Below are 19,596 nucleotides of genomic sequence, written 5' to 3' on the forward strand. Positions count from 1 at the left end.
AAAAATGTATTCAAGAATGGAGAAATACCATGGTAGAAGAGCTCAGCGCTTTTCTATTCGTAAGTATAGCTTTGGTGCCGCTAGTGTTCTATTGGGAACTGCTCTTCTCTTAGGAGCAAATGCTGTTAAAGCTGATGAAACAAGCAGTGGTTCTGCAAAGACTACAGAAGTTACAAATTCTGATAAACAAAAATCTAATTCAGCTATAACAACACCAGTTGTTGAAGAACTTCCAGAATTAAAGCTTGATGCTGTCAAAGCAGATGAAAAACCTGAAGTAAAAGAAGACGCTAAAACTGAAGCAAAACCTGTAGCAGAAAAAGACGTTACTGATAAAGCTGAAAAAGAAAAATCTGATAAAGAGCAAACTGATAAAAAAGAAGCAGACAAAGAAAAAACTGCGAAGCTCGAAACAGAAAAACCACAAGATGAAGTGAAGGCAGTTCTTACTCAATTGACTTCTGAAGCTGAGGTTATGGCATCTGTAGCATCAAGTTTCTCAGATAAAGAAGTGAAAGATGAAGCTGCTAAAAAAGAACTTGCGGTTACGATTGAGGCGGTTAAACTGGAAGCAGCGAAGTCTAATGATTTGCTTTCATCCGATGCTTCTAAAGACCAAATGGTAGCTCAAGTGAATCGTCTTTCTGCTGCCATTGAAGCGGTTTATACGGACATGAAACGTGCAGGCCATGCAGGTAAAGTTGAAGCAAGATTGGCGGAAACTCATACTGGTAAAGCTCTTATAAAAGAAGGAAAAGCTGTAGTAAACGTTCAAAACGCTTATATTACTATGAATGCTGATAATTCAGCACCAACGGCATGGGGAATAGAAATTTCATTTGATACGTCTAGAACTCAAAAGGGTGATACTACTAAAATTGAATTAAAGAATTTGGCAGGATTTGGTGATGCATTCAAGGCAGGAACACCAATAAAAGCCGCAGATGGTACAACGATAGGTGTGGTGAAATCTGCTGCCCAAAGTAATTCTACAGGTAACAAAGGTACAACAAGTCCATATTGGGCTCAGCGTATGAAAGATGGAATGACTTATGAAGAACGTCTTGCAGAGCAACCAGCTATTCCCAATGAAGTAGGAACTATTACTTATACAATAGAATGGAACGAAAAAGCTAGTAATTATCCGGTTACAACATATTCTGTTGAAAATTTAACAGGTAGTGGATATTATGCTCCTCAAATTTCTAAGGATACAGAATACACTGCAGAGATTAAGGTAGATGGCCAAAAAGTTCTGGAACATACTTATACACATAAAGCAACTAAGCCGAGTGTTCAGAAACAGTCGACTAGTGTCTCTTTGTTAACTGACAATGGTGTTAACTATAATGGTTCTTCACTTGTGAAAAAGAATGATGCTGTAGTTATTAATACAGATACTGATGTTCGCTACGGCAAAGGATCTAAATTTACAATTGATTTACCAAGTGATGAGTTCACTTATTTCCGTGAATTAGGAAATGGAAAGAATTCTATTAAGAGTTCAGAAGTGACATATAGGCCATCTAACCGTTGGTCAAATGTTCAAGCTAATAAAAATAATGTTTGGATTCTCCAAGATGGTCGAGATACAAGCTTTACATTAAAAGCTACATTGAAATCACCAACTCGATTGGAACTAGAAGTCATTGATGGTGTTATTCAAGAGGGTTCAACTGTCTCTATGGCTTTAGATAAGCTAGGGATTGAAAAAGTATTAACACCTCGTACCTTCTCAGATGATTTTTCAAAAATAAAATATGATGAATTAGGGCGAGTTGCTAAGGGAAGTACAGTTGGTAATGACAAAACTAGCGCAACTTTATCAGTTACAGGTGGGACTCCATTAAATGGTCAAACAGAAGAAATTGCTACTAAAGTTAACAATGGTTGGGAAGTTAGTGTTATACCGAATGGTTCAACCACTGTTGAAACCGGGGCAGTTACTTTAACTTTAAAAGATTTAGAAACTGGTAAAATTATTGGATACATACCGACAGAATATAATGGATATGCACCTCTTAAGGAAGATGGTACATATGAAACTAAAAATATTCTAGGTAAAAAATATGATGTTACGAATCAAATTCCAGATTTGGTTAAACCTATTGATGGGGCTGATTATATATTAGCTGAAATTCCTCCAAAAGGTCCTGCAGGAACTATTAATGTTAGTGATAAACGAATTCGTGATATTTATACTGCAGATGAAATTAATGCTGCAGGTTTGAATCCTAATGCTTATGTTAATAATGTTATTTATTCATACGTTAAGAAAACTAAGGCTGAAGAAGTCAATCGTACAATTAAGTATGTGTATGCAGACGATGTTAAAAATCTTGCAGGACAACAAGTATTTGAACCAACTAAACAGACAGTAAGTTACACAGGTACTGTCAAATTGAATTCTGATGGTAAAGCTGCAGTTGACTCTAATGATAAGCCTATTTACGTTAACTGGGTAGGTAACGGAGATACAAATCTGCCAGAAGTAACAGTCCCTCAAAAAGAAGGTTACATTGTAAGTGTAGAAAAAGTTCCTGCACAGGCTACAACTGCAACGGATGATGACTATGAAGTTATCGTTACTTACACACCAATCCAAAAAGCGAAAACGACCTTTGTTTACCAAGACAAAGATGGTAACGTTAAGCAAGTAGAAGGTAACACACCAATCTCTGAAACTGGAAGAGGTGGAGACGAACTTACTAAGGCTGAAGAGATCGCTGATCGAATCAAAGAAGCTGAAAACAAAGGATATGAACTAGTTTCTAATACGTATCCAACAGGAGGCGTCTTTGATAAAGATGTTGATACAGACCAAGAGTACACAGTAACACTTAAAGAACGTGTTGTACCAGTAACACCAGATCAACCAAAAACACCAGGGACACCTGTTGATCCAAACAACCCAGACGGACCTAAATACCCAGCTGGCTTGGAAGAAAAAGATCTAAACAAAACTGTTACACGTACAATTACTTATGTGTACGAAGATGGCACTCCAGTATTAAACGAGGACGGTACTCTAAAAGTTGTTACCCAAGAGGCTAAATTCACTCGTGAAGCGAAAGTTAATTTAGTTACAGGAGAAGTTACATATGGAGATTGGTCAGAAGCAAAAGACTTAGCTGAAGTAACAACACCAGTAGTTAAAGGATACTTAGCTGATAAAGCAAGTGTTGCGGTGGTAAACGTAACCGGTGATTCAGAGGATATTAAGGAAGTAGTAACCTACAAACCACTTGGTTCATGGGTACCAAACATTCCAGGTCAACCAACAGACCCAATCAAATATCCAAACGATCCGACAGATCCAACAAAACCAGGTAACGACAAACCAGTTCTTCCATACGTACCAGGTATGACTCCTAAGGACAAAGATGGTAATCCGTTGAAACCAGTAGATCCAAACGATCCAACTAAAGGTTATGAAGTACCAAATCTTCCAACAGATCCAAGTCAGGATACACCAATCAACTATGTAAAAGACGCTCAAAAAGCTAAAACGACTTTCGTAGATGAAAAAGGAAATCCAATTCCAGGTGTTGACGCTATTACTGAAGAAGGTGATTCAGACACACCACTTACAAAAGAGGCTGATGTAAAAGCGAAAATCAAAGAACTTGAAAACAAAGGATATGAATTAGTTTCTAATACATACCCAGAAGGTGGTAAGTTCGATAAAGATAAAGACACTGATCAAGAGTTCAAAGTAACGCTTAAAGAACGTGTTGTACCAGTTACGCCAGATCAACCAAAAACACCAGGGACACCTGTTGATCCAAACAACCCAGACGGACCTAAATACCCAGCTGGTTTGGAAGAAAAAGATCTAAATAAAACTGTCACACGTACAATTACTTATGTTTACGAAGATGGAACTCCAGTATTAAACGAAGATGGCACTCCAAAAACAGTAACACAAGAAGCTAAATTCACACGTGAAGCGAAAGTTAACTTGGTTACAGGTGAGGTTACATACGGAGATTGGACACCAGCTCAAGACTTGGCTGAAGTGAAATCACCAGTAGTTAAAGGATACTTAGCTGATAAAGTAACAGTACCAACTACAAAAGTAACTGCAGACTCAGAAAACACTACAGAAGTGGTAACATACAAACCACTTGGTTCATGGATTCCAAACATCCCAGGTCAACCAACAACTCCAATCAAATATCCAAACAATCCAACAGATCCAACAAAACCAGGTAATGACAAACCAGTTCTTCCATACGTACCAGGTATGACTCCTAAGGACAAAGATGGTAACCCGTTGAAACCAGTGGATCCAAACGATCCAACTAAAGGTTATGAAGTACCAAATGTACCAACTAACCCAGGTGAGGATACACCAATCAACTATGTGAAGGATACACAAAAAGCTAAAACGACTTTCGTAGATGAAAAAGGAAATCCAATTCCAGGTGTTGATGCTATTACTGAAGAAGGTGACTCAGATACACCACTTACAAAAGAGGCTGAAGTAAAAGCTAAGATCAAAGAACTTGAAAACAAAGGTTATGAATTAGTTTCTAATACATACCCAGAAGGTGGTAAGTTCGATAAAGATAAAGACACTGATCAAGAGTTCAAAGTAACGCTTAAGGAACGTGTTGTACCAGTTACACCAGATCAACCAAAAACACCAGGAACTCCAGTGGATCCAAACAACCCAGACGGACCTAAATACCCAGCTGGCTTGGAAGAAAAAGATCTAAACAAAACAGTCACACGTACAATCACTTATGTGTACGAAGATGGAACTCCGGTATTAAATGAAGACGGCACTCCAAAAGTTGTTACCCAAGAGGCTAAATTCACACGTGAAGCTAAGATCAACTTGGTAACAGGTGAAGTGACTTACGGAGATTGGACTCCAGCTCAAGACTTAGCTGAAGTTAAATCACCAGTAGTTAAAGGGTACTTAGCTGATAAAGCAACTGTACCAACTACAAAAGTAACTGCAGACTCAGAAAATACTACAGAAGTTGTAACATACAAACCACTTGGTTCATGGGTACCAAATATCCCAGGTCAACCAACAGACCCAATCAAGTATCCAAATGATCCAACAGATCCAACCAAACCAGGACAACCAACAGAAGTAGTACCATATGTCCCAGGTTACACACCTAAGGATAAAGATGGTAATCCGTTGAAACCAGTAGATCCAAACGATCCAACTAAAGGTTACGAAGTACCAAATGTACCAACTAACCCAGGTGAGGATACACCAATCAACTATGTAGCGAACAAAGCTAACCTAGTAGTTAAATATGTAGATGAAAAAGGCAAAGACCTTCTTCCTGCAGAGACTACAGAAGGTAAAGTAGGCGATGAGTACGCTACAAGTGGAAAAGTTATCAAGGGGTATGTTCTTGTTCGTGTAGATGGAGAAGCAAAAGGTAAGATTGGTAAAGATGGTTCAACAGTAACTTATGTTTACAAACCACTTGGTTCATGGGTACCAAACATCCCAGGTCAACCAACAAATCCAATCAAGTATCCAAATGATCCAACAGATCCAACAAAACCAGGACAACCAACAGAAGTAGTACCATATGTGCCAGGATACACACCTAAGGATAAAGACGGTAATCCGTTGAAACCAGTAGATCCAAACGATCCAACTAAAGGTTATGAAGTACCAAGTGTTCCAACTAACCCAGGTGAGGATACACCAATCAACTACGTAGCGAACAAAGCTAACCTAGTAGTTAAATATGTAGATGAAAAAGGCAAAGACCTTCTTCCTGCAGAAACTACCGAAGGTAAAGTAGGTGATGAGTACGCCACAAGCGGAAAAGTTATCAAGGGTTATGTGCTTGTTCGTGTAGATGGAGAAGCGAAAGGTAAGATTGGTAAAGATGGTTCAACAGTAACTTATGTTTACAAACCACTAGGATCATGGGTACCAAACATCCCAGGTCAACCAACAGACCCAATCAAGTATCCAAATGATCCAACAGATCCAACAAAACCAGGTAAGGATAAACCAGTTCTTCCGTACGTGCCAGGATACACACCTAAGGATAAAGACGGTAATCCGTTGAAACCAGTAGATCCAAACGATCCAACTAAAGGATATGAAGTACCAAGTGTCCCAACTAACCCAGGTGAGGACACTCCAATTAACTATGTTCCAAATCCTAGGGAAGTAGAAAAACCGGCTAAACCAGCTCAACCTTCTAAACAAGAAACACCTAAATATGTTGAAGGTCAAAAAGAGTTGCCTAACACAGGTACAGAAGCTAACGCTAGTCTAGCATCACTCGGACTTCTTGGAGCACTAGGAGGGATTGGACTTCTTACTCGTAAGAAAAAAGAAGATTAAATCTAATTAGATTTTCTAATAAGAATAAGGAGTTGGATGGAATATCCGCTCCTTTTTCTTATAGTTTGAAACTATAAGATAGCCTAAAAAAGAAGTGTTAGAGGGGATTAGCAGTTTTTGGTATAATGGAAGATATTTGAAAGAAAAGAGAAGTGATATGACACAGATTATTGATGGGAAGTCTCTAGCAGCTAAGTTACAAGGACAGCTGGCTGAAAAGACAACAAGATTAAAGGAAGAAACGGGGCTAGTACCTGGTTTGGTAGTGATTTTGGTTGGGGACAACCCTGCCAGCCAAGTCTATGTTCGCAACAAGGAGAGGTCAGCCCTTGCGGCTGGTTTCCATAGTGAAGTTGTGCGAGTTCCAGAAACCATTACCCAATCGGAATTGTTAGACTTGATTGCCAAATACAATCAAGATTTAGCTTGGCATGGGATTTTGGTCCAGTTACCTTTACCCAAACATATCGATGAAGAAGCGATTTTGTTGGCCATTGATCCTGAAAAGGACGTAGATGGTTTCCATCCCCTGAACATGGGGCGTCTTTGGTCTGGTCACCCAGTCATGATTCCTTCAACACCTGCAGGAATTATGGAAATGTTTCATGAATATGGAATTGATTTGGAAGGTAAACATGCGGTCGTCATCGGTCGTTCCAATATCGTTGGAAAACCTATGGCCCAGCTTCTTTTGGCAAAGAATGCGACAGTGACTTTGACCCACTCACGGACTCATCATCTTGCTAAGGTGGCTGCTAAAGCAGATATTCTCGTAGTAGCAATCGGCCGCGCCAAGTTTGTGACTGCTGACTTTGTCAAACCAGGTGCGGTAGTCATTGACGTTGGGATGAACCGCGATGAAAACGGAAAGCTCTGTGGGGATGTGGATTATGAGGCAGTTGCCCCACTTGCTAGCCATATTACGCCAGTTCCTGGAGGTGTCGGTCCTATGACCATTACCATGCTAATGGAGCAAACTTATCAGGCAGCACTTAGAACATTGGATATAAAATAGGAAAAAAGAAGGTAGAATAATATTTTACCTTCTTTTTATGTAGTGTATGTAACTGAATGCAGTCTATAATGATATGAGTCCATAAACTATAAATTTAAAGTCTAAAACTGTTATTAATGCAATTAAATATGTATTGGAAAGTGCCTAGAACCCAAAGCTACTTTCATTGCACCTATTTCTTTTGAATGAACTTTTTATATACCATTTTATTAGGTTAAATTAATGGAAAATGATTGCAATTTCAGGCGTGTTTTGATATATTCAATATATAAAATATATTATCGAACTTGGTACTTGTTTGTGTATTCAGAAGGAGGTTGTTTTTTAAAATAAAGAAAACGCTTACTTTGTATCAAGAAAAAGAAATGAGGATTTTAATGAACAAAAGACTTTTTGATAAACGTTGTCATTATAGCATTCGTAAATTTGCAATAGGTGCGGCATCTGTAATGATTGGGGCCAGTATATTTGGTATTTCAGCTGTACAAGCTGAGGAGGTGGCTTCATCCAATACTCAAACAGAAGAAACAATTGTTCATCAAGCTCAGCCTTTAGATAAGCTTCCAGATGATGTGGCAGCTGCAATCGCAAAGGCTGATGAGCATGGTGGGCGTGAATTTGTAAAACCAAAAGCTGAGTCGACAGAAGACAAAGTGATTAAGGATACAGAACCTACTAGACCTGCTAATGAGGGTAGTCATGAATTGACTAGCCCTAAAGTGGAAACTCCAAATAAAGTAGAAGAAGGAAACAAAGCTGAGGACAAACAGAAATCTGAAGAGGCAAATCCAAAGCCTGTTGAATCTGCAGTAACAGCTGGAACAGAAGTAAAAGAGGATTCTAAAAAAACTTCTGAAAAGGACCAAGTGAAAGCAGACACAGAGATCAAACCTTCTTCTGAAAAATTACAAGCATTGTCTGGAGAGTCAAACAAAGCTGAAGTTGAAAAGGAAAAACAGCTATTATCGGAGCGAAAACAAGATTTTAATAAAGATTGGTATTTTAAACTAAATGCCCAAGGCGATTTTTCAAAAAAAGATGTGGATGTTCATGATTGGTCCAAATTGAATCTTCCACATGATTGGAGTATTTATTTTGACTTTGATCACAAGTCTCCCGCGCGTAATGAAGGTGGCCAGTTAAATGGTGGAACAGCGTGGTATCGTAAGACTTTCACATTAAATGAAGCAGACAAGAATAAGGATGTTCGTATCAATTTTGATGGGGTTTACATGGATTCAAAGGTCTATGTAAATGGTAAATTTGTAGGACATTATCCAAGTGGCTATAATCATTTTTCATATGATATCACAGAATTTTTAAACAAGGATGGTAGTGAAAATTCAATTACTGTTCAAGTGACCAATAAGCAACCAAGTAGTCGTTGGTATTCAGGAAGTGGGATTTATCGTGATGTAACTCTTAGTTATCGTGATAAAGTCCATGTTGCCGAAAATGGTAATCATATCACTACTCCAAAACTTGCTGAGCAAAAAGAAGGGAATGTTGAAACACAGGTTCAAAGTAAGATTAAAAATACGGATAAGAAGGCTGCTAAAGTCTTTGTGGAACAACAAATTTTCACTAAGGAAGGCAAGGTTGTCTCAGAATTAGTTCGCTCTGAAACGAAGAATTTAGCAGAAAATGAAACTGCAGATTTCAGACAAACAATCCTAGTTAATAAACCAACTCTTTGGACGACAAAAAGTTATCATCCTCAACTGTATGTTTTGAAAACAAAGGTTTATAAAGAAGGTCAACTAGTTGATGTAACAGAAGATACATTTGGTTACCGCTATTTTAATTGGACTGCTAAGGATGGTTTCTCTCTGAATGGTGAACGCATGAAATTCCACGGAGTAAGTATTCACCATGACAATGGAGCCTTGGGTGCAGAAGAGAATTATAAGGCTACCTATCGTAAATTAAAACTCCTGAAAGATATGGGGGTTAACTCTATTCGAACAACCCACAATCCAGCTAGCCCTCAGTTGCTTGATGCTGCAGCTAGTTTAGGTCTTTTGGTGCAAGAGGAAGCTTTTGATACTTGGTATGGTGGCAAGAAGACTTACGACTATGGACGGTTCTTTGATCAAGATGCAACTCATCCTGAAGCTAAGAAGGGTGAGAAGTGGTCTGATTTTGATCTTAGAACAATGGTAGAACGGGATAAGAACAATCCGTCTATCGTAATGTGGTCTCTTGGAAATGAGGTAGAAGAGGCAAATGGTAGTCCTCGTTCTATCGAAACTGCTAAGCGTCTGAAGGCTATTATCAAGGCGATTGATACTGAGCGTTATGTCACCATGGGTGAAAATAAATTTAGTCGTGCAGCGACAGGTGATTTCTTGAAACTCGCAGAAATTATGGATGCTGTCGGTATGAACTATGGTGAACGTTTTTATGATGCGGTTCGTAGAGCGCATCCAGACTGGCTCATTTATGGTTCTGAAACCTCTTCAGCTACTAGAACGCGTGATTCTTATTACAATCCTGCTCAAATCCTTGGACACGATAACCGTCCAAATCGTCATTATGAACAATCTGACTATGGTAATGACCGTGTTGGATGGGGAAGAACAGCTACTGAGTCATGGACTTTTGACCGTGATCGTGCTGGCTATGCTGGCCAATTTATCTGGACAGGTATTGATTATATTGGAGAACCAACTCCATGGCATAACCAAGATAATACACCTGTGAAGAGCTCTTACTTTGGTATCATCGATACGGCTGGTTTACCGAAGAATGATTTTTACCTTTACCGTAGTGAATGGTATAGTGCTAAAGAAAAGCCAACTGTTCGCATTTTACCACATTGGAACTGGACTGAAGAGACACTTAAGGATCGCAAGATGCTGGTCGATGGAAAGGTTCCGGTTCGTACCTTCTCAAATGCTGCAAGTGTCGAATTATTCTTAAATGGAGAGTCGCTTGGTAAAAAGGAATTTACTAAGAAAAGGACAGAAGATGGACGTCCATATCATGAGGGAGCTAAACCAAGTGAATTGTATCTTGAGTGGCTTGTAAAATACCAACCAGGTACACTGACTGCGATTGCTCGAGATGAAAATGGCAACGAAATTGCGCGTGATAGTGTGACAACTGCAGGGGAACCAGCAAGAGTTCGTCTGACTAAAGAAGAGCATGTTATCACTGCAGATGGGAAAGACCTATCCTACATCCATTACGAAATTGTTGATGGCGATGGGAATGTGGTTCCGACAGCGAATAATCTTGTTCATTTCAATCTTCATGGTCAGGGACAGATTGTTGGTGTGGATAATGGAGAACAAGCTAGTCGTGAGCGCTACAAAGCTCAAGCAGAAGGAACATGGCAAAGACGTGCTTTCAATGGTAAAGGAGTTGTCATTGTAAAATCGACTGAAAAAGAAGGTAAATTTACGCTTTATGCAGATTCTGCTGGTTTAACTTCTGACAGTGCAACGGTCACAACTGTTTCTGGTAAGAAAGAAAATCGTCACTTTGTATCCTATGCTCCTGTAAAGGCGACAACTGACGTGACTACAAATCCTGAATTGCCTCAAACAGTAACAGCTATTTATAGCGACGGTAGTGTTGAGGAAAAGACTGTAACATGGGACGTGCCAGCTGACTTGCTTACAAGCGCAGGTGAGAAGAAAGTATCTGGGCGTGTAGAAGGTTTGGAAACCAAAGTTGAGGCACTTGTAAAAGTGATTGCTTTAGATAGATGGTTACCAAAAGTTGCTACGGTACCAGTTGGTACAACTGCAGCTGATTTGGATAAAACAGTCACAGCTGTTCTGACAGATGGTAGTTTGATTGATACAGATGTTGTTTCTTGGACCTTGAAAGATCCTGCTGCTTTGACCAAGGAAGGGGGACGTACGGAGGCTACTGGTAAATTAGTAGATGATGGTCATGAAGTTACGGCAACCTTTATCGCAAGCAATAAGGAAACAACAAGTAGCATTACAGGACTTACTGTTGGGGATAAAACTCTTGATAACTTTGATCCTGGCAAGACTTATTATCGTGTATCTATTCCTTACACTGGAACAATTCCAAGTGTTGGAGCTCAGACTACTGGTTATCAAGTAACTGTTCAGCAAGCTTCTGATGATAATAATTATCAGGCTTCTGTCTTCTTGAGTGACCAAAAGGGTGACTTGGTTCAAACTTACTTAATTCAGTTTGTGAAGGAAGCTCCTGCATTGAAACGTTTGGAAGTAGTTGTGGAAGAAAAAGAGACTGCTACTGAAGATCAGGTTTTAACTTATCGTGTCATTGGTAGTTATGAGGATGGTTCTCAAACAGAATTTTCAGCTTCAGATATTCACCTAGAAGCTAAATCATCTGATGGTGGGCATCTTGAGGTAAATGGTCAGAATCTATTGCTCTATACTAAGGGAAGAGTGACTTTGACACCTCGAATCGATAATCAAACAGAGAAAACAGAATCTGTAACCACTGAAGTGGTGATTAAAGAAAATAAAGTCAGCAAGAAGATTGTGAAACTTCATCCTGTATCTATTTCTACAGACATTAATCAGCAACCGAATCTACCTAAAGAAGTTGGGGCAGAATTTGATAAGGGCTTGCCACGCAAAGTATCTGTAACTTGGGACAAGGTAGATGAAAAAGAATTGGGTCGCTATCATAGCTTTACCCTTAAAGGACATGTAGAAGGCACAGACATTGAAGCTCAAGCAACGGTGACAGTTGAAGGCTTACAAGTTGCAGAGAAAGTCAGCCTCACAGTACCTAAGGGTGAGACAGTTCAATTGCCAGCTAATGTTCGTGCTTACCATTCTAACGGAACAACTATCTACAAAGATGTGGTTTGGGAACAGGTTCCAGCCAACTTTAGTCAAACTGAAGGGGTCTATGAAATCAATGGTCGTTTAGTAGGTAGCAATCTTACAACTAAAGCTCATGTTCGAGTGTCTAGTCAAGTTGTTGCTGGAAATAATATCTCGAAACAATGGACAGGGTCACAATTGCCAGCTGCCATTGTATCCAATACAGGAGGAGATGATTCAGCTAATACCTTGAACGACCTAACTGTGTCAAGAACGCCAACAGATGCTAAAAATAGATGGACTACTTGGAGAACAAATACTGATAATGACTGGGCTTCTATCTTATTTGGTAATTCAGGAGACTTGACGAAACGTTTTGTTAACAATTTATCAGTTGATTTCTATACTGATGGAGCAATTGGTCTTCCAAAAGAATATGTAGTTGAATATTATGTAGGTAAAGAAATTCCAGATTTACCAAGTGATGTCAGTCATGCTCAGCGTGATACTAATCATCCATTTAATAATCCAGACAATTGGAAAGCAGTTGAAAACTTACATGCTCCAAGTCAGCTATCTGCAACTCAAACCAATCACTTTACCTTTGACAAGGTCGAAACCTACGCTGTGCGTATTCGTATGAAGAAGGCTGATGGAACATCAGGTGTTGGTCTGACAGAGCTAACTGTCCTTGGAAACAAGGTCTTAAGTGAAACAAGTTCAGATATTTCTATCAAAGTAGATGGCAAGGATCTTGAACACTTTAATCCATCGAAAACAGATTATTATATTCCTCAATCTAGCAAGGAAATTACTGCAACAGCTAGCAACAATGGTTTGGTTACTCTTGTTCCAGCAACAAGTCCAAAAGGTGCGACACGTCTTATTTTGAAGGCTGAAGATGGTACTATTTTAAAAGAATATCGAATCTACCGTAATGATGAAAAAGATACAAGTCTACCTTTAGCAGCTGAAAATGGTGCAACTACTTTGAAGCTCGGAGATACCCTTCAACTTCCATCAGAGGTCACTGTTTATTATCCAACTTCAACTACTTGGACTACAGATAAACTGGCAGTGAAATGGGATGCTATTCCTGAACATGCGACAGAGCATGAGGTAAGATTCCAAGTAACTGGTCATGTCATCGGTACAAATCTAACAACTACCATGAAAGTGACAGTTGTAGCTAAAGGAAATCAAGTCATCTCAGAAAATCCAAGCAACAATGACAAAGATTCTAAAGCCTTTGCTTCGACAACGAATGATACACAAGCAGCTTCACATGATCGAATTTTCTATATCAATGATGGAAAATACAATGAAGATGGACGTTGGACAAACTGGTCTCGTACTCCGAAAAATCAAGAAACTTCTGTTGGATTACTCTTTAAGAAGGATGGAAAAATTACTTCTCAATCTATCGGAAAAGTAGCCCTTAAGTTCTTTAAAGATAGTGGCACAGATGCTCCTGAGAAAATGGTTCTAGAAAGATATATTGGTCCAGGATTTACAGAACCAAGTACGATTTCTCGTTATGAAGAAAATGCCGATCATCCATTCAATAAGGCAGAAAATTGGGCACCAATTCCTTACAAAGTTTCTGGAGAATTAGTAGCTGGTAAACCAATCGAGTTTAACTTTGAACCGGTTCAAGCGACAGCTATTCGTGCTCGAATGACTCGTAAGTCTACTACTAACGGTCTAGCAGTAGTCGAATTTACAGCTTACTCTGCAGGCAAGGGAGCAGAAGTCGAAACACCATCAGCGACTATTTCAATCGATGGAGAATCATTGGAAAACTTTGATCCAAATGTGACAGAGTACACCCTAACAACAATGGGTTCAAAACCAAAAGTTACTGTAACAACTAGTGGACATGGAGTAGTTACAGTCGTGGATCCTGGAAATACAAATCTTCCAACACTCGTTCGTCTTGTTTCCAAAGATGGAAATCTGGTGAAAGAATATCGTTTACACTTTAAGTCTACCTTCCAAACAACACCGACAGAAGGCGTTAAGAACTTAGTTGCAGAAGTACCAAGTTTGGAAATTGAAAAGACTTCACTTCCGTTTAAAGAAATTATTCGTGAAACCCCTGAACTTGCTCAAGGTCAACGTCGTATAGTTTCTGAAGGACAAGCTGGAGAAAAAGTTGACTATATTCAAGTATCAGGAACTAATAGAACCCTTGTTCATTCTGAACAAAGAAAAGCTCAAGATCGTATTATTGAGGTAGGAGTAAAACCATCTATTTCCAATAGTAAGGGTGAGGAACCTTCGCCAGTAAACGAAGTTCCAGAATTCAAAGGCGGTGCTAACTTTGTAGAAGCAGCAGTGAACGATGTTCCAGAATTCAAAGGTGGTGCTAACTTTGTAGAAGCAGCAGTAAATGAAGTTCCAGAATACACAGGAATTCTAGCCACAGTAGGAGATCAAGCAGTACCAAGTGTTGAGAAACCTGAATTTAAGGGTGGCGTTAATGCTGTAATGGCTCTAGAACATAAACTTCCAGAGTACCGTGGTATTCTAGCTACAGTAGGGAATCAACCAGCACCGACAGTAGAAAAACCAGAATTTAAGCTAAGTTCGTTAGAAAAATCTCAGACTCCAGAAGCACCAGTTCAAGTTGCCAAGGAAGACAAGAGATTGCCAGAAACTGGTGAAAAGCAGTCAGAAACAGCTATTTTCTTGGCAGGTGTTACCTTGGCCTTATCAGCAGCTTTATTAACTGCAAAACGCAAAGAGGATTAGTCTATGCGCCTAATACCATTCTATTTGTATAGATTGGTAGAAGATAAAAAATGAATCGATAAATGAGTCGAATAGATGGAGAGGACCAATTAGGCCTCTCCGTCTTTACTAGTGAAAATGGAATCGTTTACTTTCGTGTTTGGACGAAAGGAGATAATATAAAGATGGGTAAAAATTTTTTCAATAAACGTTGTCATTACAGTATTCGTAAATTCGCTATTGGAGTAGCTTCTGTTATGATTGGTGCCAGTATCTTTGGTGTTAATCTAGTAGAGGCAGCAGAAACAGGTAGTGTAGGAGATAAAGAGGGAACTATAACTCAAGCTCAGCCACTGGAAAAGTTACCTGATGAACTTGCGGCAGTTTTGAAGAAAGCAGAAGAAAATACTGGGAAGGAAGGCAGCTCGACAGTTGGAAATGGAGAAACTGCAGGAGCGATTGGCTCTACCGATTCGATAAATAATCCTAAACCAGTTGACGCATCTGGAACTCCAGAGAATGAAACAAAACCGTCTGAAGCCATGAGTGGAGGACAAAATGATAAAGAAATCGCTAAACCAAGTCAACCAACTACACCTGAAAAACCAAAAGTAGAGCAAACAGGTGATGGAACAGTTGAATTGGCGGATCGATTCACTGCAAGTAAAGCAGCTAGCGAAGATAGTATTGTGGCTGCCAGCAAGAGCGATGACTATCTTAAGAAAGAGTACAAGGTTTTCCCAACTCCACAAAAAGTGACCTATGGCGAAGGTGTCACAGCCCTTCGTAAACAAGTGAATCTGGTCATGGGAGAACAACTCGATCTCTATACTCGTAATCGCTTGAAGAGTATCTTACAGGACAATCAAGTATCTTATACAACTGGTAAGGAGGCAATCGCTGGCGCAACCAACATCTTTCTTAGAGTGCATGGACGAGGAACACAAGCAGAACAAAACTTATCTAACGTTTCAGCAGGTCTCTTTGACAAAATTGATGCTTATGCTCTGACCATCAAGGACAACTCAATTTCCATCGTCGGAAAAGACACAGATGCAGTCTTCTATGGTTTGACAACTTTGAAACACATGCTCAAGGAAAGTCAAGTTCCAGTTCTTCGCAATGTGACAGTGGAAGATTACGCTGAAATCAAGAACCGTGGTTTCATCGAAGGTTACTATGGAAATCCATGGTCTAATGAAAATCGTAAAGAATTGATGCGTTATGGAAGTGAATTGAAGTTAACTCAATACTATTTCGCACCAAAAGATGATCCATACCACAATAAGAAATGGCGTGAACTTTACCCAGAAGAAAAACTGGCTGAAATCCGAGAACTTGCACGTGTCGGTAATCAAACGAAAACACGTTATGTTTGGACCATCCATCCATTTATGAACAATCGTATCCGCTTTGGCAATGAAGCGCATTACCAGGCTGACCTTGCAACCATAAAGGCTAAGTTTACTCAGTTGTTGGACGTGGGAGTGCGTGAATTTGGTGTGCTTGCAGATGATGCACCAAGCCCAGTTGGTGGTTACCATAGTTATGTTCGCTTGATGAAGGATATCACAAATTGGTTGACTGAAAAACAAACAACATACAGTGGTCTCCGTAAAGATATGATTTTTGTTCCTGCCTGGTATATGGGGCAAGGAACTGAAGCTGAACTTCGGACCTTGAATGAACATCTTCCTGAAAATGTCCATTTAACTCTTACTGGTGGAAAGGTCTGGGGGGCTGTTGACCAAGCATTCTTAACGAACTTAAAGAAAAATTTAACAGAAGGCGGTAAGATTTACCGTCCAATTCAGTTCTGGATTAACTGGCCATGTAATGACAATACAAAACCCCACCTAATTCTTGGAGGTGGTGAAAAATTCTTACATCCAAATGTTGATTTATCGCTTGCACAAGGAATTATGCTAAATCCAATGCAACAATCTGAAGCATCTAAAGTGGCACTTTTTGATATGGCTCAGTATGGATGGAAGCAATGGAGAAGTGCAGAAGAAGCTGAACAAATCAACGATATGGCCTTTAACTATGTAGTCAACGATCATTTTGAAGAAAGCAGTGTTTCAAAGGCTTTTCGAGAACTCGGAAAACACATGCGCAATCAAAATAGACCTCCCCATGTCACTAAATTAGAAGAGTCTGTAAAATTGGCTCCAAAATTGACAGAATTCTATAACAAACTCAAATCTGGTCAAAATCTGGATTCTGAAAGAAAAGAGTTGAGGGACATTTTTGCTGGTTTGAAAGCCAATGCTCTTCTACTTAAAGAAAAAGGCGATCAGAAATTAATCGAACAAATTCACTATTGGTTAGATAATACAGTAGATCAAATGAACGCGCTTGAAGCTTTCCTAACAGCTACAGAAGGTCTTACTGAAAAGAATGATGCCAAGGTATGGGAGTACTATCAGGCAGGAGTCAAACATTATGATCAGTCAGTTAAACATGCCTTCTTTTACGTTGACCATTATGAATACGCAGAATTTGGTGTCCAACATATTCGACCATTTATCAATAATCTCAAAGAATACTTAGCCTTACATATTCAAGCAATGTTGAATCCAGATAAATTTGTGACAACATTTATTACGAATCGTGCTGGAATAGAAGGCGGATTGAAAGAAGTCACAGATGGTGACTTTGATACACATGTGATTGCCAAAACAACCATTGTAATTGAGAGAGGTGATTATGTAGGATTACGCTTTAATAAGGCGATTAAAATACACAAATTAGGTTTCGCTACGGGTACTAATACGGCCGATAACTATACCTTTAGTAATGCAGTTGTGGAATATCAAAATGAAAAAGGAGAATGGGTAGCCATAACGAGCCCTGCATATACTGGTCGAGAACGCATTCTGGAATTTAATGACCTCGATATCACAGCTCAAGCTGTTCGTATGATAGCAACAGCTAAGAAGGATAATGCTTGGCTCGCCATGCGTGAAATAGCTGTAAATAGACCCCTAGAATTGGGTAGTAAGAAAGTTAGTGGCACTATTAGTTTAAGTCCAAACCTTGTTTACAAATATGGAACAAGTGTTGTTCAGATGCAAGATGGTCGAGAAAACACAGAATCCATGATGGCACATGTTGATCAGACCAATGTCACACCAGCGCAAGCCTGGGTACAAATGGACTTAGGTGGACTTCATAAAGTAAAACGAGTTCATCTGATGCAAGGAGAACGAGACAAACTAGCATCTGGTGTCATCGAATATTCTGCAGATGGTACAGATTGGACAACGCTTCAAAATTTATCAGGGCAACGAACTTCTGATATCGTGCAAGAATTTACAACTCGTTTTGTTCGCATTCGCAATACACAAACCTTAAATAAGTGGTGGAGAATTGCGGAATTTAGAGTGGATGTAGATAGTCCAAATCTTGACTTAACAGACACCAACGTGGATGCCTTGAAGGAAGCACCAGTAGTGGATAGCTTGGGCAGTTACGAGCTTCAAATTCCAGCTGGAACTAAACTTCCTGCAAATAGCTATCTAGGCATGAAACTTGACCGTATCCATCAAGTCAAAAGCATCCAGCTCCAAGGCCAGGCCAACCCAGCCCTAAGTCTTGAATACTCTGTAAATGCGCAAGAATGGACACCAGCTAGCCAGTTGACAGACAGAACTGTCGCAACCCACTTGGTACGTTATGTTCGTCTGGTTAATAAAACAGATCAGGAACAAGCTGTGACAGCCACTTCTCTCCTTGTGACAACCAAAGAAGTGCAACCAACCAAACTAGAATCTACAACTATGGGCATTCATCCAACATACGGAAGTAATGATGTTCGTAAGATTAATAACCTCGATCAATTGTTTGATGGTGTGTACAACAACTTCGTTGAGTTTTCAGACTATGCCCATAAAGATGGCCATGTAACCTTGAAACTTGGTAGCGAACGCACTATCAAGAAGATCAGAGCCTACATCCAAGACGGAACTCAAAACTATCTTCGTGATGGTAAAATCCAAGTCAGCCAAGACGGTAAAACTTGGACGGATGTTGTGACAGTGGGAGATGGTGTAGCCAATAGTACACACGATGATTCATTGACAGATGGTTGGACACATGATTCTAAGATGCCAGGAAATCGTTACATCGAGGGTGAATTGACGACACCAGTCAAAGCAAACTATCTTCGTGTCCTCTATACAGCTGACTATGATGCTCGTTTTGTAGGATTTACAGAATTGGTGATCAATGATGGCGAATTTGTCAAACCAATCAATGATCCAACTGTAGAAGGAAACGGTGGCGAAAGCCGAGGCAACTTCTATACTAATCTTGTAGATGGAAAAGTCTTGACTAGTTACAAGGCGGAAAATGATAAGGGTGAAATGGTTTACCACTTGTCAGAACCAACCAATGCCAACCATCTACGCCTTGTTTCAAGCCTTCCTGAAGGAGTGAAAGCACGAGTTCAAGCGAGAATACTCAAGGATGGTCAAGAAAGTTGGACAGATCTTGGTGCCATTACATCTAGTCTCCAAACCTTTGCTATCCGAAATGGTGGTTCTCTTCTAGATGTTAAACTGGTCTGGGAAGGTGGCAAGGCTGAGTTTTATGAATCGGCGAGCTTCTATCAAGAATTGACAGAAGAACCGGTTCAATCAAGCAAGGGTGAAGAACCAGCACCAGTGCTTGAGGTACCTGAATTTACAGGTGGTGTAAATGCAGTTGAAGCCTTGGTACATGAG

Annotated in this window: 3 protein-coding genes and 2 pseudogenes; all 5 read left to right on the forward strand. The window is 39.7% G+C overall.

The window, feature by feature from the left end:
• Positions 1-4 precede the first annotated feature (4 nt).
• On the forward strand, positions 5-6,337 hold the full coding sequence (locus PAN07_RS16115; protein ID WP_269798343.1) for a MucBP domain-containing protein: 6,333 nt from the start codon (positions 5-7) through the stop codon (positions 6,335-6,337).
• Positions 6,338-6,494: 157 nt separating this feature from the next.
• Positions 6,495-7,352 (forward strand): bifunctional methylenetetrahydrofolate dehydrogenase/methenyltetrahydrofolate cyclohydrolase, encoded by an 858-nt coding sequence (locus PAN07_RS16120; protein WP_033681548.1) that lies wholly within the window; start codon positions 6,495-6,497, stop codon positions 7,350-7,352.
• A gap of 377 nt (positions 7,353-7,729) precedes the next feature.
• A complete protein-coding gene (locus PAN07_RS16125) occupies positions 7,730-14,890 on the forward strand; it encodes an SIALI-17 repeat-containing surface protein (RefSeq protein ID WP_269798344.1) in 7,161 nt (2,386 codons plus the stop codon).
• Between the two features lie 164 nt (positions 14,891-15,054).
• Positions 15,055-15,162, forward strand: a pseudogene (locus PAN07_RS16130) (YSIRK-type signal peptide-containing protein); the annotation flags it as partial.
• Positions 15,163-15,441: 279 nt separating this feature from the next.
• Positions 15,442-19,596: pseudogene (locus tag PAN07_RS16135) on the forward strand (SIALI-17 repeat-containing surface protein); the annotation flags it as partial.

This window comes from Streptococcus sp. SM5 (assembly GCF_027497975.1).